At 29.3% G+C, this 21567-nt stretch carries 17 protein-coding genes and 1 pseudogene; 3 read left to right on the forward strand and 15 right to left on the reverse strand.

Translation table 11 applies throughout. The annotated features are described in order from the left end of the window. Positions 1-100: 100 nt before the first annotated feature. The 5 genes from AXY43_RS10050 to AXY43_RS10070 all read right to left on the reverse strand — a co-directional run bounded on the left by AXY43_RS10050 (position 101) and on the right by AXY43_RS10070 (position 7902). A complete protein-coding gene (locus AXY43_RS10050; RefSeq protein WP_012060481.1) occupies positions 101-2050 on the reverse strand; it encodes a DNA gyrase/topoisomerase IV subunit B in 1950 nt (649 codons plus the stop codon). 443 nt (positions 2051-2493) lie between these two features. Beyond that, entirely contained in the window at positions 2494-3882 is a 1389-nt protein-coding gene (locus tag AXY43_RS10055; RefSeq protein WP_012060482.1) for a glycosyltransferase family 2 protein, read from the reverse strand. 215 nt (positions 3883-4097) lie between these two features. Next, positions 4098-5132 carry a rhomboid family intramembrane serine protease gene (locus AXY43_RS10060; RefSeq protein WP_105411503.1) on the reverse strand — a complete coding sequence of 345 codons (1035 nt, stop codon included), beginning with the start codon at positions 5130-5132 and terminating at the stop codon, positions 4098-4100. Between the two features lie 454 nt (positions 5133-5586). Then, the gene (pepF, locus tag AXY43_RS10065) at positions 5587-7371 is read right to left on the reverse strand and encodes an oligoendopeptidase F (RefSeq protein WP_077309228.1); all 1785 of its coding nucleotides are present in this window, start codon (positions 7369-7371) and stop codon (positions 5587-5589) included. 129 nt (positions 7372-7500) lie between these two features. Next, a complete protein-coding gene (locus AXY43_RS10070) occupies positions 7501-7902 on the reverse strand; it encodes a DUF6762 family protein (protein WP_023973534.1) in 402 nt (133 codons plus the stop codon). 411 nt (positions 7903-8313) lie between these two features. Between AXY43_RS10070 and AXY43_RS10075 the strand changes: the two genes are divergently transcribed. After that, positions 8314-8727 (forward strand): hypothetical protein, encoded by a 414-nt coding sequence (locus AXY43_RS10075; RefSeq protein ID WP_017212528.1) that lies wholly within the window; start codon positions 8314-8316, stop codon positions 8725-8727. A gap of 857 nt (positions 8728-9584) precedes the next feature. Here AXY43_RS10075 and dltC read toward each other — a convergent pair. The 5 genes from dltC to dltD are packed head-to-tail and all read right to left on the reverse strand — an operon-like array spanning position 9585 to position 13842. Then, complete coding sequence (gene dltC, locus AXY43_RS10080) at positions 9585-9812, reverse strand: D-alanine--poly(phosphoribitol) ligase subunit DltC (RefSeq protein WP_017212529.1); 228 nt, start codon at positions 9810-9812, stop codon at positions 9585-9587. Positions 9813-9868: 56 nt separating this feature from the next. Next, positions 9869-11023, reverse strand: coding sequence for a D-alanyl-lipoteichoic acid biosynthesis protein DltB (dltB, locus tag AXY43_RS10085; protein WP_039770166.1), 1155 nt, complete (start codon positions 11021-11023; stop codon positions 9869-9871). Beyond that, a complete protein-coding gene (dltA, locus tag AXY43_RS10090) occupies positions 11023-12537 on the reverse strand; it encodes a D-alanine--poly(phosphoribitol) ligase subunit DltA (RefSeq protein WP_039770165.1) in 1515 nt (504 codons plus the stop codon). The genes dltB and dltA overlap by 1 nt, the downstream gene beginning before the upstream one ends. A gap of 14 nt (positions 12538-12551) precedes the next feature. Next, positions 12552-12692 (reverse strand): hypothetical protein, encoded by a 141-nt coding sequence (locus AXY43_RS27855; RefSeq protein ID WP_017212532.1) that lies wholly within the window; start codon positions 12690-12692, stop codon positions 12552-12554. Next, complete coding sequence (gene dltD, locus AXY43_RS10095) at positions 12658-13842, reverse strand: D-alanyl-lipoteichoic acid biosynthesis protein DltD (RefSeq protein ID WP_023973539.1); 1185 nt, start codon at positions 13840-13842, stop codon at positions 12658-12660. The genes AXY43_RS27855 and dltD overlap by 35 nt, the downstream gene beginning before the upstream one ends. Before the next feature lie 281 nt (positions 13843-14123). On the opposite strand from dltD, the gene AXY43_RS10100 reads away from it, so the two are divergent. Next, entirely contained in the window at positions 14124-14795 is a 672-nt protein-coding gene (locus AXY43_RS10100) for a metal ABC transporter ATP-binding protein (RefSeq protein WP_012060491.1), read from the forward strand. A 33-nt stretch (positions 14796-14828) separates the two neighbouring features. After that, the gene (locus tag AXY43_RS10105; RefSeq protein WP_105411504.1) at positions 14829-15629 is read left to right on the forward strand and encodes a metal ABC transporter permease; all 801 of its coding nucleotides are present in this window, start codon (positions 14829-14831) and stop codon (positions 15627-15629) included. 16 nt (positions 15630-15645) lie between these two features. Here the strand turns inward: AXY43_RS10105 and AXY43_RS10110 are convergent, their stop codons facing one another. From AXY43_RS10110 to AXY43_RS10130, 5 genes and pseudogenes are all read right to left on the reverse strand, one after another. Then, on the reverse strand, positions 15646-16764 hold the full coding sequence (locus AXY43_RS10110; RefSeq protein ID WP_206608179.1) for a 2-aminoethylphosphonate aminotransferase: 1119 nt from the start codon (positions 16762-16764) through the stop codon (positions 15646-15648). Between the two features lie 60 nt (positions 16765-16824). Next, a pseudogene (gene aepY, locus AXY43_RS10115) lies at positions 16825-17957 on the reverse strand (phosphonopyruvate decarboxylase). A gap of 131 nt (positions 17958-18088) precedes the next feature. Beyond that, positions 18089-19387: a phosphoenolpyruvate mutase gene (gene aepX, locus AXY43_RS10120; RefSeq protein WP_039770161.1), complete on the reverse strand. Its 1299-nt coding sequence runs from the start codon at positions 19385-19387 to the stop codon at positions 18089-18091. 107 nt (positions 19388-19494) lie between these two features. Next, entirely contained in the window at positions 19495-20286 is a 792-nt protein-coding gene (locus tag AXY43_RS10125) for a phosphocholine cytidylyltransferase family protein (RefSeq protein ID WP_023973544.1), read from the reverse strand. A 178-nt stretch (positions 20287-20464) separates the two neighbouring features. Continuing rightward, a complete protein-coding gene (locus tag AXY43_RS10130) occupies positions 20465-21463 on the reverse strand; it encodes a hypothetical protein (RefSeq protein WP_023973545.1) in 999 nt (332 codons plus the stop codon). Positions 21464-21567 lie beyond the last annotated feature (104 nt).

Genomic DNA, 21567 nt, shown 5'->3' on the forward strand with positions numbered 1-21567 from the left:
TCTAAATAAGAAAGTTTTTCCTGTAGTTAGTAACTTTTTAAAGTATATAAATTTTTCAAGTTCCATGGGAACTTGTTCAAATTGTTAATTGTGAATTGATTTAAAATTCTCCGTATTTATACATATAGTTCTTTCTAGGTTCAACAATATCTCCCATAAGTAACGAAACCATCTTTTCTGCTTTTGCCGCATCTTCTATAGTTACTTGAAGCAGAGTTCTACTTTCTGGATTTAGTGTTGTATCCCATAATTGATCGGGATTCATTTCTCCTAGTCCTTTATATCTTTGAATCAGTGCACCTTTTCCAACTTGTTTCTTTGTATTTTCAAGTTCGTCATCACTATACGCATACTTAACTATAGTTTTCCCTTTAGTTTCCCTATACACTTTATACAATGGGGGCTGCGCTAAATATAAATGTCCATTAGCAATAAGCGGTCTCATATATCTATAAATATAAGTCATCCATAATGTCCTAATATGATATCCATCCACATCAGCATCACTCATTATTATTATCTTGTCATATTTTAAATCTTCTTCTCTATAATTATCCAAAGTACCTGTTCCAACAGCAGTGTTAAATATTTTTAATTCTTCAGAAGCCAATACATTTTCAAGTTTTTGTTTTTCAGTATTCATTATCTTACCCTTTGAAGGCATGATAGTTTGAAATCTTCTATCTCTGGCTTGCTTTGCAGATCCTCCTGCCGAATCTCCTTCCACAACTATAAATTCATTCACAGTTTTATCTTTCAATGTACACACAGCAACTTTTCCTGCAAGCGGTGCTGTACCTTTTCCTATTTTCTTTTTTTCTGCTTCATTTATTTTCTTAATCTTGTCTCTTCTTTTAGCTGCTTCTAATGCGTTATTAATTATACTTGTTGCCAAAGTTTTATTATCTTCTATCCATTCAGAAAATTTAGTATACACTAAATCATTCATCATAGTATATGCTTCATTATTTCCAAGTTTAGTCTTAGTTTGACCTTCAAAGATAGGATTCGTGATTTTAATTCTTACAATAGCAGTCATACCTTCTCTTAAATCATCGCCTTCAAATTCCTTATCTTTTTCCTTAACCAATCCTAACTTTTTAGACCATTCTTTAAAAGATCTTGTCATTCCAGTCTTAAATCCAGTTTCATGAGTCCCTGCTTCTGTTGTTGGAATGTTATTTACATAACTTGCAATATATTCAGTAGTTGAATCTGTAAATTGAATACATACTTCACCATATAATTGAAGTTCCCCAACAGTTCTTTCACCGTCAAAAATTATGGGCTCTTCATGAATTGGTGTTTTACTTTCATTTAGATAATTTATGAAATCTAAAAGACCATTTTCTGAGTAATATTCTTTAGTGATTTCTTGTCCTTTTCTTTTATCTATTAATTCTAATCTTATCCCTTTATTTTGGAATGCCAATTCCTGTAATCGGCTATCTATTATATCAAATTTAAAATCAGTAGTTGAGAAGATTTCTTTATCCGGCTTAAATGTGATCTTTGTTCCAACTTTATCTGTTTTTCCAATCACCTTCAAGCTGCCAACAGATGTTCCTGGCATTTCTCTTTTTAATTCTTTATCAAAAGCATATTCAAATCTTTGTCTGTATATATTCCCGTTTTGGTAAACTTCAACCTCTAACCATTCTGATAAAGCATTTACTACTGCTGCTCCAACTCCATGAAGTCCTCCAGATGTTTTATAATTTTTATTATCAAACTTTCCTCCTGTATGAAGTTCAGTAAATACCATTTCAACTCCAGATTTCTTTTTGATTGGATGAATTCCTGTAGGGATACCTCTTCCGTTATCCAATACGGTTACACTTTTATCTTCATTTAACGTTATGGTTACTTTGTTACCATATCCGTTAGCTATTTCATCTATGGAGTTATCTATTATTTCCCATATACAGTGATGTAACCCCTTACTACCTGTAGATCCTATATACATACCCGGTCTTATTCTTACAGGTTCTAGCTTTTCAAGTGATGTTAAATCTGTTACATCATAAGCATTAGTATTTTTTAATTCCATAAAACTCCTCCATCTGAACACCAGTTCTTATTTTTTCGTAATTATTTCGCTCTATAAAATATACTGCCTTTCTGCTTTAATGTCAAAAAAAACTTAAGCAGACATCTCTAATCTATAATTTTATGATGGTCGCTTACTCTGTAAGCCCTAAGTAAGCAAACGTGAGTCGAGCCTCCTTATAAAAAACGCTCTGACATTTCTTATTTTTTTAATCTTCTAAGATCTCTGTTCCTTGCATTGCATGAAACAAACAATATTTCATTATTATATCTCATTAATATTTATATTAAAATATATATTTCTAACAATACTTACTACTTATATATATTTATTTGACATTTTCATAAAACATATACCTTATCCTAATAAAAATAGGATGTCAAAAAGGTCTTTTAACCATTTTACGACATCCTGATTTCTAATTTATACTTTTGTTTAGAGTATTACACATCACATATTTCTATCTTTCTAACATGCTTAGTATGACTCCACTCTTTATTATTCTTATTTAATATACCTTGAATTGTAATTGGTATCCATGTTAATGTATATAACGCATATAACCAGAATCTAAAGAATAAAATTAATTCTTTCTTTCCTAGTAATATTCCTGTTAATATCAAGAATGCTAAGTTATAAGCTAAGCCACTCACCCAAGCAATAATCCAATTATCCATATTAGCTGTTAAATAAGGAACTACGAAAACATTACTAGAATATAATACCATCATAACTAAGAATGGTTTTGTAATTTTTTTATCAATTGTTAATATTAACGGAGTAATCAAAAATTGAATAGCCGCAAATGTCTTAAATCCAACATCACTAAACAAATAATTTATAATAAATATATTTACGCCTGTAGTATTTGCCTGTATTAAAGTTAAAACTGCTGAAATACCAAGTAATAACGTTACAAAAGGCTGCAATACATATAGTGCGCAGTCAAATATATAAAACTTTCTTTCCATTATTGACTTCTTAACAAGCTTAAAGAAATATCTTGAAGCAACATCTGTAAAACCTTGCATCCATCTTTTTCTTTGAGTCCATGATTGTTTAAGCTTTAGTGGTTTTTCATCATATATAATCGCATCATGAGCCCAACCAACTTTTTCTCCATTTAGTACAAGCTTACATGAGAATTCTAAATCCTCTGTCAAACAAGTGGCACCCCAGCCTAACTTCTTCAATGTCTTAGTTTCAATGGCAAATCCTGTTCCACCAATTTGATTAGAAAATCCTATATTAGCTCTAGCTAACTGGAACATTCTATTTTGAGTCCAAAAAGCTATTGAATAAGCAGCTGCAATCCATGAGTCATCTGGATTCTTACTGTCTATATATCCTTGAACAACTTTGTAACCTTCCTGCATCTTTGAATTAATCTCTTTTAAGAAATCTTTATGTACAAGATTATCTGCATCGAAGATAGCAATAGCATCATATTGTTTTTCCATTGCAAATAACTTTGCAAACATCCACTCTAACGCATAACCTTTTCCTCTTTTATCTTTTGCAAATCTTTCACAAACATTTACCCCGTAACCTTTAGATATCTTAGCTGTATCATCTGTACAATTATCTGCAATAACGAAAACATCATACATTTCCTTAGGATAATCTAGTTTTAGCATACTCTCTATGAGACTACCAATAACAACTTCTTCATTATGTGCTGCTATTAACAATGCAAATTTATTTTTAGGTTCATAGTTCTTATTTTCTTTCTTTCTGAAAAGCCCTATAAGTCCTAAAGCTAAATAGTAACATGTTATTGCAAAAACAAAAATTTGAAAAAATGCTGTTATGGTAAAAATGTATTTTCCCATTACATTCACTCCTAATATTTAATGAGATATATTCCCATTTATTATTTTATATCTATCATCATACTATACCTATTTAATAATATTTCAATAAAAATAAAAAATCAACCCTATTTTCTTAAGATAAAATTAATATTGCCTTAATAAAATCCTTTACATTTGATTTTTTCTAGCTCAATTCATGATATTTCCCAAGCAATAAAAATATATAAATTTATCTAATTTTTCAACTGTTTATTTAATATTTTGTAAGAGACATATCCAATCAATACTCCTCCAATAAGTCCACCTATGTGTGCATAATTATCAATATTTTTCACACTTAATCCTATAAATAAATTTATAAGTATTATCTGTAGTAAGCTAGATATATATTTTTTCTGCAATCTATGTCTTTCCATAATTGCAAAAGCTAACAAAGCTCCCAAAAGACCAAATATGCCGCCTGATGCTCCTACTGATATAGTATATGGACTTGCTAGATAACTTAATATTGATGCTGTTATACAAGAAGTGATGTAAATAACTAGATACTTTTTAGCCCCATAAATCTGCTGAATTTGTGGACCTACTATATATAAAGAATACATATTAAATGCTATATGTATAATGCTAGAATGTAAAAAGGCACAAGTTAATAACCGCCATACTTCTCCATTATTTATAAGTGCATTATATTTAGCTCCAAAGGTCACTAGTACTGAATTATTTATTGCATTTATAATTTCCTCTGACAACAACTGAGATGAACCTAATGAATGTTTAATATTATAAATATCAATTTGCATTATTATAAATATTATTACATTTATCAATATTAAAATCATAGTTGGAATTTTATACCTAAAAAATTCTCTCTTATTATCAATATTTTTCACTTTACTTTTATTTATATATAGTTCAAGTATTTCTTTTAAGGGAAGACATGATTCATCATACTTAATAACTGTATAGTTTTCTTTATCCACAATAAGTTTATTTACCATAACTGTTTTATTTACATTTGTATATTCGCCTTTAGATAAAACTATCATATTTAGAGAAAAGTCTTTTCCTAAGGTTTTTATATATTCAAAAGCTTCTAAAAAGTCTATATTTTCATCCTCGCTTATCAAAACGCAGTATATTCCATTTGATAACTCTTTAATTGCAAGAAATATTTCTCTTTTATGAAAATCACTATAATATTGTTTCATATAGAAATTCTCTGTATTTACTAAAATTTTATAAAATTCTTCTTTAAAGTTATTCATAATACCTTACCTATTCTTATATAAAAATTCATAACTTATTATTTTATAATGCAAATTCACAATTATAGACAATTTTATTTTATGTCACAATTGTGAATTTCACATTCTATATATATCGCAAAAATAATTCTTCATCATGATTCTAAAACTATTGCAAGAATTTTAGCCGTAATTGTGAAATGTGCATTGTGAATTGCAACATATATATATTAGGCATAATCAAAAAAATAACAAGTCTATCTGCCAAGAAAAGTTCCTTGTTGCAGCATAGCTACTCTTTTCATAAGTGCCCATTTTCCATTATACTTCATCAGCAGATTGCAGTAATAGACTCGCTATGAGTCCAATCTGCTTCTTCTCCTAATGAAAAATAATCATGGCATTTGTGACTCGTTATTTTCTTTCATATGCCTTATTGAAATACATCTTGGGTTTCTGAATTACCTTGTAAACCCTAATTATCTATCATATCTAAAAGCTCATTAAATCTCTTTATTGTAGCTTCTATTGGTGCATCTGTTGTCATATCTACTCCTGCATTTCTTAAAATATTTATTGGATAATCACTTCCACCAGATTTTAAGAATCCTTTATATTTTTCTACTGCATTTTCTTTACCATCTAAGATAGCCTTAGAAAAAGCTGATGCTGCTGCGTAACCTGTAGCATATTGATAAACGTAAAAGTCTGAATAAAAATGAGGAATTCTTGACCATTCGACATCTACTTCTTTATCTATAACAATTTCATTTCCAAAGTACTTAACATTTAGATCATGCCAAGCCTTATTGTAATCTTCTGCTGTTAATGGTATTCCTTTTTCTAGAGTCTCATGTGTATATAACTCAAATTCTGCAAACATCAGTTGTCTAAATACAGTTGTTCTTATTTGTTCCAATTCTTGATTTATTAAATATAATTTTTTCTTTTCATCCTTTTCATTTTCAATTAGATAGTGAATAAGTAATGATTCATTTGTTGTTGATGCGACTTCTGCGCAGAATAATGTGTAATTTGCATAATAATATGGCTGCTCTTTTCTTGAATAATATGAATGAATTGAATGCCCCATTTCATGTGCTAAAGTTGAAACATCTCCTAGCTCATTATTATAATTTAACAAAACATAAGGCATGGTATCATATCCACCCCAAGAATATGCTCCTCCTCTTTTTCCTTTGTTTTCATATATATCTATCCAACCATCATTAACTCCACTTTTAAAGATATCTAAATACTCTGTTCCTAAAGGATTTAATGCTTTCAATACTATATTTACTCCATCATTAAACTCAATTCTTTCCTTTGGAATTTCAATGACTGGAACATATAAATCATACATATGAATTTCATCTAATCCTAATAGTTTCTTCTTAATTTTCACGTATCTATGAAGTGAATCTAAATTATTATTTATTACTTTAATTGCATTTTTGTAAACTTCTAAAGGAATATTATTAGGTTTCAATGATGCTTCCAATGCATTATTATATTTTCTAACTCTGCTGCTAAAATTGAAAGTTTTTATTGATGCACTTAGAGACGTTGCTAGAGTGTTTTTCAACTTATCATATTCCCCAAATAATCTTTCAAATGCTGCTTTTCTTACCTCTCTATTTTTACCTCTTATAAATGAAGAATAGTTTCCTTCTGTTAATTCAACTTCATTACCATCTTCATCTTCTATTTTTCCAAATGTCATATCTGCATTAGTTAATATATTGTGTATTGCTGAAGGGGCATCCAAACAATCTGATGCCGCTGCTAACAATTCTTCCATCTCTTTAGATAATATGTGTGGCTTTTCTTTTAATATATCTTCGATTAAGAATTCAAATTGTTTTAATCCATCTAATCTGTTTATTTCGCTTTTAATAAAGCTATCATCTAAACTTAAAATTTCCGGTACAAAGAATGCTGTGTAACTTGCAAGCTCTGCCATATATATATCAACTTTACTCATTAAACTTTGATAAGTGGTATTTGAAGTATCTTCATCACACTTTAAATGAGCATAAATAAATAAGTTTTCTGCCTTCCTAGATACTTTTTCATTGAATTTTAAATAATCTAGTATTGCTTCTCCATTCACAAGTTTTCCTGAAAAATCTTTTAATTTAACCGCTTCATTTTTTACATCTTCAAAGTCCTTTTCCCAATCCTCTATGCTTTTATAAATCTTATCAACCTTCCATTTAAACTTATCTTCAATTTCTTCTCTTTTCTTTAAATCACTCATATAAATACACCTTTCTTTACAAAAATTTTAGTAAAATTCTAAACCTTATTTATCTCAAGAATATTACCATATATATTCTTAAGAATATGCTTTCGAAATGCACACAAATGACTATAAAATATCTTTTATCTATTCAGTATATTCAGATTCTTTTCCTTTAATAGCTTCAAATACTGCATTCATCTCATTATCTATTATAGATACCACTTCTTGTATCTTCCCTTTCATTACATCATAGTCATCCACATAATTAAATTTTATTATATATGTAGGATTGTATTCTTCTAAATCCTCTTCAATTTCATATCCTTTTTCAGTAAACGCTTTATTATTAAATAAATCATATATTGCTGAGTATTCCCATTCTTCTACATTTTTATTTGTATCGAAATACATATATACAATATCATCCAACACATAAAGTTTTTTTACAAACAATGCTCCTTCATTTACTTCAAAACTTCCTAGCTCTTTCTTTATAAATCCTGTTTCTTTATCTTTTTCTATTAATACTAAACTTGAAAAATCCATAGTTCCACCATCCTGTTATTTTTATAATAATTATTTTTATATTAGTAAATCAAAACATATATAAGTTTTATGAAATCTCCTACATTACTATTTTTAGCCATAGTTCAATAAAGTATAGACTTAATTTAAAACATATATAGTTAATTTCTCATATAAAATTATATCAAAAAAGACATTTTATAACCATAAAAATAAAACCTGGTAAACTTTTTTCCAAATATAAGACTATATTCAGAATCCACTCAGATAATAATATTTTTTCCTTAACTTTGTCATACGCTTTTGTTTTTATTATATGGAATTATATGGTAATATTTTCTTATGTTCACTCATATACTGTGAATTTAATCTTATTTATTAATTTCTTCAAACTATACTTTAGGTACATCAAAAATAAAGGAGGTATACAGTATGCTGAATAGCGCACAGATTCAAGAAGAGTACTTTGTTTATAAAAAAAGAAGAAGACGAAGACTCCAGAAAAATATTACTCTAAAAAATAAAAGAAGACTCATGTTATCTTTAACTATTTCTTTCGGAATAATAATTATAGCTTCATTCTTTATGACTCGTGATATTTATATATCAAACAATTCCAAGGACCTCGGATTTTCTGTAGAACATAACTTTACTTCTGGCTTCTCATCAGAAAACAAACTCCTTAGAGTTCAAAAAATGTCACTGCTATATAATGATGGTGAAACTGCTGTTGTTGAAGCATCTGGACTTTCTAAGGCTGCTCCCCATAAAACCATTTCAGTTAAAGGAAGCTTTAAAAAGGATGATAAGAAAAGCTGGTGCTTAGAAAAAATATTTGACGAATAAATAAATTCATACTTATGCAATAAACTAGCCGAAATAAGGGTTAATCTTTTATTTCGGTATGCTGGAGAATAGGGCTGTGGATTTCTAACATTAGAAGTTGCACCCATTTCTGCATGCTCCTGTGGCAAGCACAGGACAAGCAAAAAGTGGAACAATTTCCAATGAAGAAATCCTACAGCCTTATTCTCAATGCAACACTGCACAAAAGATTAACCCTTTTTCTAGTATCTAGAATTTCATATCATAAATCTGATTCTTTTTTTGTATATAGATATCCAAATTTAAAACTACATTTATGTGATAACTTACCGAAATCATAAATATTTTGATTCCGAAAAGCTATGAAAATATCGCTGAAGGTTCTAAGCAGCAGGTTGTAGCCACCTTAGCACGCTCCAACTTTCAGTTTGACAAGCTAAAATGGAACAACCTACAGCTAAGAACCTTTAACAGCTCATTTTCAAATGTTTTCTTCACAAATATATTTATGATTTCTAGTGAAGATATGAACTTAAAGTTTTAGCAAATTTGTAAATACATTCATCTAATAAGTTGAATTCTTAAATTGGATATCTATATAGATAACACAATCAGAAATGAGTAATATACTTTTGTGGAATGTTTCATTGGTAATTTTGATGGATGTGATTCTTTGGCTATAAGTTGTTCCAAACGTGCTAGTTCAAAGCTTGTTCTTTGAGGCTAGCACTTTGGGTGCAACTTTATAGCCTTAGAATCCCCCATCAGAATTACCTAGAAACCGGAACAAAAGTATATTATTCATTTCGGCAAGCATACTGGTTTATTATTTTTTTGATTGTGCCTAAATGCGAGTTCACATTTAGATATCATAGATTTTATCTAGTTTCTAAGAACGCAGCCAACTTATTAACAGTTGACATATCTTCTCTTTCTAAATCTGTAGGTTGTAATTTGATTCCTAGCTTTTCTTCTATTTGAATTAAAACTTCAATTATTGCTAGAGAATCTAGTAATCCAGCTTCAAAAAGATCTAAATCAAAATCTTCTGCTATTTCATCATTTCCTGTAACTTCAGTAAATATTTCTAAAACTTTGTCTTTCATAATAGTATACTCCTTCTTATAGTACTAATTTTTTTAATTTCTTAGCTTGATTATTTCTATTTAAATAAATATCCTGAAAATATCAGCATACCAAAACATACTATGTGAAATGTTATTAAAACCTGAGCATAATTAAACCATTTCTCTTTTTTATGTTTCTTATAAAAACTTGATTTCCTCTGATAAATATCAGTTAGAACTAATGCAATTCCTTGATATAATCCATAAATTATATAGTATGCAGTTAGTCCATGCCATAATCCCATTATAAACATAGTGATAATTTGAGCCACGTGGGAAGCGATAAACCTATTCTTAAACCTCTTTTTTCTCATAGAATTTAACACAAATCTTGAGAAAATATAATCTCCAAACCATCGTGATAAAGATATATGCCATCGTGTCCAAAATTCTTTCATATCCTTACTTAAGAAAGGTTTATTAAAGTTATCTGGTGTTTTAATTCCAAAGATATAACTTGATCCAACCGCAAATAAGCTGTATCCCGCAAAATCAAAGAATAAATACATCGTGTAAGCATACATATAATTTACACTATTTAATAGTGTAATACCTGAAGGTATTTTTAACAACCAATATGTATCAATTAAATATGCTAGTATAAATTTATAAGCAATTGCAATAAATATCTTTTTCAGACCTGGAATTAAATATTCTTCTAAATATATATTCTTTTCTACTTTTCTATTTAAATCATCCTCAAATCTTTTCCATCTGTCTATAGGTCCAGAACTTAGGGTCGGAAAAAATGTTATAAAATGAATAAATGTCATAAAATTTATTTGAGTTATTCTACCATCATAAATTTCTATTACTACCTGTATTGCCTTAAAGTTTAGATATGATAAACCAATAAACCCAATGTATGAAGCATAATGTGTAACCCCTGCTACTTTAGTTAATATAAGCGGAATTATTGATGCAAATAAGAATAACCAATATAAATATTTGTTATCTGTTTTTTTTCTAACAAACAAATATAAGTATATAACAAAAATTTCGCCAACTAAAAACATTGAAAATAAAGCTAATCCTAAACTTTTTCCCATAATCAAATATATCATTAAAGCCGAAGCGATTATTCCATAATATTTTGATTTAATCCCATTTAGCCCTAAAACTATGGCAGGAATAAATGTTAGTAGCAAGATATATAAGTAAAAGTAATCTCCGTATTGTGTCAACTTCATTATACTTCCTCCAATAGTTTTTTCCTATCAATCTTTCCATTTACATTAGTCGGAAATTGCTTAACAATTTTTATATTTCTAGGTACCATGTATGAAGGAATCAAATTGGCCAACTCTTTCTTTATCATTATTCCATTTTTTAATCCACTTAAGCCATTATCTTCTTTTAACTCAATAAACGCAGTTAAATATGCAATTTTTCCATCTTTCTCTATTGGAACAACAGCTGCATTTTTTATATTACTAACTTTAACTAAGTTATTTTCTATATCTTCTATTTCTATTCTAAAACCATTAAGCTTTATTTGGAAATCCTTTCTTCCACAATAATATAAATTTCCATTTACATAATAACCTAAATCACCTGTTCTATATGCTCTACATTTAGATCCATTATAATCATCATAGAAAAATGCTTTTGCAGTAACTTGTTCATTATTAAAGTATCCTTTGCTTACACTAGGACCTACAATTACTATTTCTCCTTTTTCTCCATCACCTAACACGTTGCCTTCATCATCAACAATCTTTACAACTGATGTTTTCATTGGATATCCAATAGGCAAGCTTCCTTCTTCTAACAATAATTCTTTGCTCATATCATTAGCCGAAACTGCTACAGTTGCCTCTGTTGGACCATATCCATTTACCACTCTTGTTCCTGGGAATCTATTTATAAGTTCCTCGCATAATGGCTTTGGTAATACCTCTCCTACAAATATCATCGCTTTTAAATTCTGAAGCATTGTAGAATCAAAATCTTTTTCTGCAACACACATTCCTGCAAATGAAGGAGTTGATACCCATATATTAATATCAGATTTTCTTATGTCATCAAACATATTCTTTAAGTTTGAAAGTGTTTCTTTTGAAAAACCATGTAATGTTTTCCCATAACATAATCCTGGGTAAATTGATGTTACAGATAAATCAAAAGAGTATGCAGCCTGATTCATGAATACTTCTTCTTTTTCATCTAAATTTAAATATTCTGCAATCCACTCAACAAAATTATCTAAATTGTTACTGCTTATTTGAACACCTTTTGGCTTTCCAGTACTTCCAGAAGTGAATAATATGTATGCATTTTCATCTTCTTTTACCCAATTTTCTTTTTCTACTTTAACATCTTTATATTCTTTTACTATTTCTTCAATATCTTTATCTTTTAAGATCCTTATACTTTCGAAATTGCTTTCTTTACTAAAATCAATAAGAACCTTTGGATGAACCTCACTGATAATTGCCTCCACTCTCTCTTTTGGATAGCTAATATCTATTGGTATATAAGCTCTTCCTGACTTTAAAGAAGCCATCATAACTGCCATCATTAAATTTTCCTTATTACCATATATAATAATAGGCGTTCTATCATCTTTAAATTCCCTTAATAAAAAAGCTGCTATGCATTCTGATATTGTATCTAATTCTGCATATGTCATAATATTTCCATCACATTTTAATGCGATTCTATTACTATTTGAGTATTTTTTTATGCCTTCTAAAATCTTCATTATTTATATCTCCCTTAAAATTGATTATATACAAATGGTATTTCAGCAAATGGTTCAAATGTTAATACTAAAATTGCTAAAATAACTACAATTGAACTTACTAATGCAAATCCTAAAGCTCTATTTTTCTTTATTTCGTTTATAAAGTTGCTCATCAATTTCAAGCCATCCTTTCCATCCTAGATGCATTACATCACACATAAAATAAGGCGTATATTCTTGATCTTTTAAGTTCAAAACTTCAAATCCTCTTTCTTTAGCCATTTCTTCCACTTTATCGAAAAACTCATCTCTACTTTGCTTAGTCATTCCAGTGTAATCATACCATCTTCCATTAGTTGGTGCTAAAATTATATATGGCTTTATACCAAGATCAACACAAGTGTCTAAATATAATTCATAGTCATCAAATTCTTTTGAATTCATTAAATCAACATTTTTATTTATATCTTTTTGAGATTGTAAATTATTTTTTAAATTCTTGTCATAATATGTGTCATATACGTAGAACTCATTATTAGTTACTTGTTTCTTTGCTTCTTCCTCGGCCTTCTTATGCTCTTCATTCCAATCAACTGTTCTTAGCTGTTTTTCTGATTTTTCAGGTAGTTTCTTTAACCTTCTATATAATAGACCTTTGTCTTTAAGTTCAACAATATTTTCCCTTGCAACAAAATATGGCTTAAATATAACACTTGATACTTTAGATATTAAATTATCGTTTGTATAAAGTTTTGCATAAAGCTTTTCTGGTATATATTGTGAGCTTCCTGATAAAAGCTTATCCACTCTAGCTGTATATGTTTTTTTATGTTCTTCACTTATTTCCTTATTTGATAAAAATTTATAAAATTGCACTGGTGCAAAATTAGCTTGAAAGTCTGTCCCGTCAACACCATGATCACTCATAAACCACTGAAGTGAAATTATAAATGCAACATTTGGTTTCCTCTGGGTATTCTGGCTTCCTAAATTAGATATCTGAGTCAAGTCCTGGCAATATGCTCTACCATTAGTTACGATTGTATCCATTCCTTCTACAGGGAAAAAGGTTGTAGCTAATTGTGAGACTGGTGCCCCTAACTCTGATGACCCCTCTAATATTTGATAGTTATTATTTGTAACAAATTCATTATATACGAGTCCTCTATCTTTATAGCTGCTCCCATACTCTATATTTATTTCAGTTAAATCCTTGCTTTTTAACATAGCTCCTATTTCTTTATCCAAAAAAATATTAAGTAACATAACGGTTACTACAGCTGTAATAATAGGGAATAACATATATATAAGCTTTTTTTTCATTTGTCCCTCCTATTTCTTGTTTTTCTACTACGATTTCCATTTAATTCTATACTAATTTAAGACATATTTCAATGCAAAAGTCCCTTCTATCATAGTATATAAAATCATATGATTAGAATATATTTTCATAATCAAAGGCGGCTTTCTATGACAAATTTTTATAGTACTGTAGTATAAAATAGTTATTGTATTGGATATTAATCATAATATAAAAATATATTCTATTGCAAATTATTTGCATTTGAGTGTATAATATAATAATGCTTTAAGGAGTTGATTATTTGATTACTATAAAAAATCTATCATTTTCCTATACAAAAGGAACAGATTTATTAAAAAATATTAATCTTAATATACCTACTGGAATTTATCTATCTATACTTGGTGAAAACGGAAGCTGTAAGAGTACACTAGTAAAACTTATATTAGGTCTTCTAAAACCTGATAGCGGTTGTATAAGTTTAGATTCTAATAAAATTTCATACGTTTCGCAAAGACTTGATAATTTTAATGCAGAATTTCCAATAACAGTTAAGGAAGTTTTGTCTTGCCATGCCAAGACAGTGGGAATTAAGAATTCAAAGTCCATTCAAAGTTCTCTAAAAAATGTAAACATGAGTGAATTCAGCAATAAGTTGATAGGAAACCTTTCAGGTGGACAACAGCAAAGAATCTTTATTGCTAGAGCGTTAATAGGTGATCCCGATCTAATAATATTAGATGAGCCATCAACTGGAATAGATGAAAAGAGCCAAAATGAAATATATCCTCTACTCCAAAGTTTAAATAAGGATTTAGGAAAAACTATTATCTCTGTTGAACACAACACTAAGGTTGCATTAAAGTATTCAACACACATTTTAAAATTAGAAAATTGTTCTATGAAATTATATACAAATGAAGATTTTAAAAGATATTTAGAATCTGAGGATTCATTTTACAACATAATTTAAGTAGTTAAACTATATTTAGGAAGGTAATAATTTATGTTTCAATTAGGTTTTATGCAAAATGCATTTATTGCTGGCTTTATTGTTTCTATGCTGTGTCCTTTTATAGGACTTTTTATTGTTCTTAGACGTTATTCAATGATTGGTGATACATTATCTCATTCATCTTTTGCTGGCGTAGCAATTGGTCTTGTTTTAGGGATTGACCCACTTTTAACTGCATTTTCATTTACTAGCATGTGCGCTCTTGTAATAGAATTTCTAAGAACGTATTATAAAAAATATGCAGAACTTGTTATGTCAATTGTTTTGACATTGAGTTTAGGAATAGCTATTATTTTAATAAGTAGTGGTAAAGCTTCAGCTAAAGTAGATTCATTTTTATTTGGAAGTATTTTAACTGTAACAGATTCTGATATCTGCTTAATCGCCATTGTTGGAGGAATATGCCTTATATGTCTTCTATTTCTATACAACAAATTGATATATGTAACTTTTGATGAAAATGGAGCAAAAACATCTGGAATAAACGTTAAACTCGTTAATTATATTTTTACGCTGCTTGTTGGTGCAACAATTTCTCTTTCTATAAGAGTTATGGGTATCCTTGTTGTTTCATCAATCATAGTGGTTCCAGTTGCAACAGCTATGCAATTAAAAAAAGGGTTCACTACGACTCTAATTTTTGCCGTTATTTTTGGTTTTGTGGATGTTATGATAGGACTTATATCTTCTTATTATATAAATAGTGCACCTGGTGGTACTATTGCCTTAATATCGGTTATAGTTCTTCTATTAACACTGATATTTAAAAGATTTTTTAATTATGAAGATTAGGCTAATACAGGTATTATTATATAATACCTGTAAAATACTCTTCTAATATTTTTACAAATCTCCTCATATCATCTTGATATATATCACCTATATTAGCTATTCTAAATGTGTTTTCTGAAGATATCTTTCCTGGATATATAGTAAATCCCCTGCTATATAAGTAATCATGTAATCTATCAAATTTATAATTTTTTATCTTTGGCTCAATTACTGAAGTCAAAAGCATTGATGATATGTTTTTATCTATTAGTCTATTTAAATTGAGTTTATCTAGTCCATCCCATAAAATTTCACAACACTCTTTATATCTCTTATATCTCTTCTCTATTGTCTCACCCTTAGCCTCTATTATCGCCTGCTTTAATGCATAAAGTGTTTGAACTGGCGGCGTAAACCTCATTTGACAATTATCTTTAAAATATGAATATTGTTTGTATATATTAAGGTAGAGGTTTCTAGGTTTTATATTTTGAGTTTTATTCAAGGCCTTCTTATCTGCTACTACAAAGCTTATTCCAGCCATACCTTGTATACATTTATTTGAACTCGATGCTAAATATTTTATATTCATCTTATACATATCTATAGGAATACCTGCAAATGAACTCATAGCATCTACTATCATCTCAATACTATATTTCTTACAAATTTCACCTAATAATTCTATGTCATTTAACATCCCTGTTGTAGTCTCATGATGAACTACCGCTAAATGGCTTATAGCTCCACAATTATTTATTTTGCTTTCTTCATTATTCTTTTTAATTACTTCTTCCAACTCTTTTAAGTTTATTGTTTCTATTTGAGAGCTTTTAAATTCTATATAATTCAAATTATATATTTCTGCAATTTCACACATTCTCTTGCCATAAGCTCCATTATTAATTATCAATATTGTTTTATTATCAACTACCGAACTTAAAATCGCCTCAACTGCTGCAGTTCCCGATCCTCCAAATAATATAGTTGTATACTTTTCATTTGAACCTACAAATTCAGTAAGTTCTCTTGATATAAACTCCATAATGCTCCCAAATTCTTTTTCTCTAGGGCAAATATCTGGTACAATCTGAGCGAATTTTACTGTATCCGATGTGGTAGCTGGTCCTGGATTTAATAATATATTTCTTCTGATTTCCAAATTAATTTCCTCCCTGTATAGTTTTATCAAAAAAACAACAACTCACCATGTATATTAATTCTCTAAAAATTTCATAAACATTTCCTTATTTTCAATTGGTGTTGTTGTAGGTCTCCCCAAATTTTTTCTTGAACCTTTTTTTACTTTTATCTCTAAAAATATCGGACCTTTCTCATTGCTTATTTTTTCCGATAACCTAACTAATTCATCTCTTGAACTACACGAATAGAATTTTTTATATCCACAAGCTTTAGCAATTGCTAAAGTATCTATTTTAAATCCTACAGTTTCTTGACCCCCTACTGAATCATGAGCTCCATTATTTATCAAAATATGCTTAAGATTATCTGTATTTTGATTTCCTATTATAGCTAAGCCACCAAGATGCATTATTAAGGCACCATCCCCGTCAATACAATAGACATCTCTGTCTTTTCTGCTTAATGCAATCCCCAATGCTATTTGAGATGCATGTCCCATAGATCCTACTGTTAAAAAATCCTTACTATGATCTCCATTATATCTTTCTCTCAATTCAAAAAGCTCACGAGAAGCCATTCCAGTTGTCGATACTACAACTGATTTTTCTTTCGCTTTAGATATTAATATTTCTATAGCATCTTCCCTAGTCATTTCTAAATCCAAAGTTTTATCATACTTTATTTGATATTCATCAAAAGTATCTTTTTTCACTACCAATGCATAGGGCTCGTTATTTTCCTTCATATAATTATTTGCTTTCCTTATCTTTTTCCTCATTTCATCATTGCTTGTGTTATTTTCTAAAATATCATATTTAATGCTTAGAATATCCAATATTTCGATTGTAACAAGTCCTTGTTTCTTATGTTGAGGTTCATCTTTCTTATTTGGCTCACCTCTCATCCAACTATTAAAAGCACTGGTATACTATAGACCAATTTATCTGTAAGTGATATAAGTGGATTTAATGCATTTCCAAGACCTGAGTTTTGCATATATACTAGGCCAATTTTCTTTGTTGCTAAGTGATATCCTGCTGCTATTCCTATTGCATTCCCCTCATTAGCTGAAATTATATTCTTTTCGCTACTTACATTTTCCTTAATGTATGCACAAAAAGACTTTAGTAAAGAATCTGGAACCCCTGTAAAGAAATCTATATTGTTATTTAATAGCTCATTATAAAACTCTTCTACTTCAATCATTCTTTTTAACTCCTTTAATATTACGCTTATGAAAACTATATTTTCGGCATACTCCAAATATAATATTTTAATAGTCAGCAAATGAAACAAGCATTCAAATATATCTAATTTCATTTGTTTAATTAATTTCTTTACATTCCTCCTGGAATCAAAGTAAGTATTTCTTTTATAGGCATACAGTTGATTGAAGCCTCTTTAGATCGTCCATTCTCCAAAATACTTTTCGCTGTATTTACCATTGCTGGATATGCACTTCTTATCAGATGATTTGCATAAATAATAACGTTAACTCCTAATTCCATTAACTCTTCCTCTTTCATAAAATTATATGAAGTTGGGACTACTACTAAAGGTACTCTATTTTCAAACTCATTATATCTCCTACAGAATTCAATAATTTCTCTTCCATCTTTCTCTTTACTATGAATCATGATACCATCTGTCCCTGCTTCAATATAAGCTTTAGCTCTTTTTATAGCATCATCCATTCCAGCGCCTGCAATTAAACTTTCAATTCTTGAAATTATCATAAAATCACTAGTTACTCTCGCCTCTCTCCCAGCCCTTATTTTGTCACAAAAATGTTCTATTGTATCTTGAGTTTGCTTCACTTCTGTTCCAAATAATGAATTTTTCTTAAGACCAGTTTTATCTTCAATGATAATAGCTGAAACGCCTAATCTCTCTAAAGTCTTAACCGTATAGACAAAATGTTCAATTTGTCCTCCTGTATCACCATCAACTATTATAGGTTTTGTTGTTACCTCTAAAATATCATTAATTGTATTTAATCTTGATGTTAAATCTACCAATTCTATATCAGGTTTTCCCTTAGCTGTTGAATCACATAATGAACTAATCCACATTCCATCAAACTCTTTTATTTTCCCATCACTTTTAACTTTAGTCTTTTCAACAATGAGTCCTGTCAAGCCATTATGAGCCTCAAGTATTCTTAGGGGTTTCTTTGAATAAATTAATTCCTTTAGGCCTTTCATTCTCATTTGAGGCGTTATACCTATTTTAGCTAATTCTTCATCTAATTTTGAAATGGAAACCCCTTTAGTATATGGAACTTCTATAAGTTCTCCTTCCCATTGTTTTAACACCTCTATAACTTTTTCTCTTAATTCTTTTTGCGAGCCTTCCTTCCAATCATCCCCGTGAAGAACATAGTTAGGTCTAATTTTAAGAAGGTTTGGAACTTGATCTAAGCTTTCTTGAGGAACTACAGATATAACTCCTTTAATATTACTAATCACTTCTTTTCTCTCATCATACTTCATTATTGGATTTCTCCAATAACCTCTTATAACCTCATCTGTATGCAATCCCACTATTATATCTCCAAATTTTCTTGCTTCATTTAGTACGTTTAAATGTCCTTGATGAATTATATCAGCACTCATAGCAACATAAACTGTTTTCATATTCTTTCACACTCTCCTATTTTCTGCATTTTTATATGCATATTTCTAGATGTTAAAACTTAACTATAAAAAATCTATTAACCTAGAACACATCCAAACATTTTCCTCTATACTGCTCTCTCTTCTGAAATTTTTTCTAGCTTTGGTATGATTGATTTCTTTATTCTTTCAAGATGATTTTTATCATCTATTTCTCCCCATACTAAATTTTCAATCTTTAGATATCCTACTTTTCTTTTTTTAGCAGAATCAAATATTGCATCCTCATAATCGTATTTCTTTGTCACCTCGCACTTATCTTCAAAAATACTATCATAATCATATATTTTTCTATTAAATTCTTTATATTGCTTCAACATTTCCTTATACAACGCTAATGATATTTTAGAAATCCCAACCAATTCCCCATATACATGTCCTATTTCTTCTCTTCTTTTAGATATTTTATATAAGTTATTATCTCTAACTTCTACAAAGCATTCATCTCCGGAATCTGTTTTTCCACTTAGTAAAATACAATCATTTTCTTCAAAATTTATAGTCTTTATTAGTGCATAAACCTCATATATTAAATCACTTTCAAGTAACAAAAAGTCTTCTTTTAATTCATTTTCAAGAATTGATAGTGAGGTCATGCTGCCAGTAGCTTTATATTTTCTATTTTTTCTTGTTTCTATATAATTTTTATCTTTTGCTAGTTCATCATAAAATTCATGCAAATGTCCTGTTACTATATAAATCTTATCTATGCCTAGACTTCGTAATTTCTCAATAGATCTTTCTATCAAGCTTTTCCCATTTACCTTTATAAATCCTTTTGGTAACATATCCTTTGTTATATCCTGCAATCTTGATCCCATTCCAGCTGCTAAAATTACTGCTGTTCTTACTTTACTCATTTTCCCCCTCCATCCGGTTCATATTTTGAACAAAATTATCTTAACATCTTTCATTGTTCAAAACAATATGTTCATACAAAAATTTACTTTAATTCTAAAAATATATTCAAAAAAAGAACCACTCCTTATCTGCTTGATAGGAAGTGGTTCTTTTTTATACTGCTTTTATTTTAAAATATTATTTTGATACTACATTTGTAGATGATGCTATAGTTGTGTTTGTTGCTGGAATCATTAATTTGTTAAACTCTTCTTGAGAAACTTTTAATGTGCTAGTTGGGAAAGTTATCCCTTTTACATCACTCTTAGTATCTGTTGTTTTCATAGTTAATGCAATAGTTCCAAAATCTTTAATTTGTAAATTCATATTGAAATCTGAGCTATAATCATTATCTGTGAACACTTCTTTTGAATTAATAGTTGTTCCAGATAATGATGCCTTAATTTCAGGTAATGATTTATCAAATTCTGGGCTGTTAGCAGCAGTTTTCATCTGTGTAATACTTTCAGCTGGCAATCCTAACTTAAATGTACTATTAAGATTATCTAAATTATTAGCTGTTGCTTTTAATGCTTTTGCGGCTAAATCTACAGTTTTATCTGCATCAAGATTTATTGTATATTCTCTTCCATTTTGAACGAAAGGTAAATCAAGATCAGCATTTCCTCCAAATATCATCTTTCCGAATTCAACCATTCCATCTGGTTGAGTCATTAGTGCTTTTAATTTTGTTGTATCAACACCTGATGCTTGAGTATCAATTCCTATATACTCTTGAGTTATATTATTTAAACCTGTTGGAGCGCTTTGTCCAGTTAAAGAAGATATCCCTTGGTAAAAGCTCTTATTTATATAACTTGTAGTTCCATCTGAATATGCTTTAAGTTCTGGAATATTAAGTTTTCCTGCTGGATCAGTAAATGTCATATCAACATATGATTTATCTTTTGCTGTATATCCAGTAGCTGCAAATTTTATTTCTTGTTTTGTTTCAGTCCCATCTTTTCCTTTTACATTGATATTTAAGTCTCCATCAATGCTTGATGTTGTTGCTTCCCATTTAGCCGTATTTGAAAGTTCCTGTGCATAATTAAGTGTTGCTTGGCTACATCCAGCCATTGTTCCAACAGTTAACGCTGCTGTCATAATGAATGCCAAAGTTTTTTTCATTTTCATTTTTCTTTCCCCCTGTAAATACTCATATTTATCCGATAGCTAGCATCCGTAAAACTCCCACTTCTTTAAGCCTGAGATAACGGCTGCACGCTCCTGGATAAGTT

The organism is Clostridium sp. MF28, assembly GCF_002969175.1.
Taxonomy (GTDB): Bacteria; Bacillota; Clostridia; order Clostridiales; family Clostridiaceae; genus Clostridium; species Clostridium beijerinckii.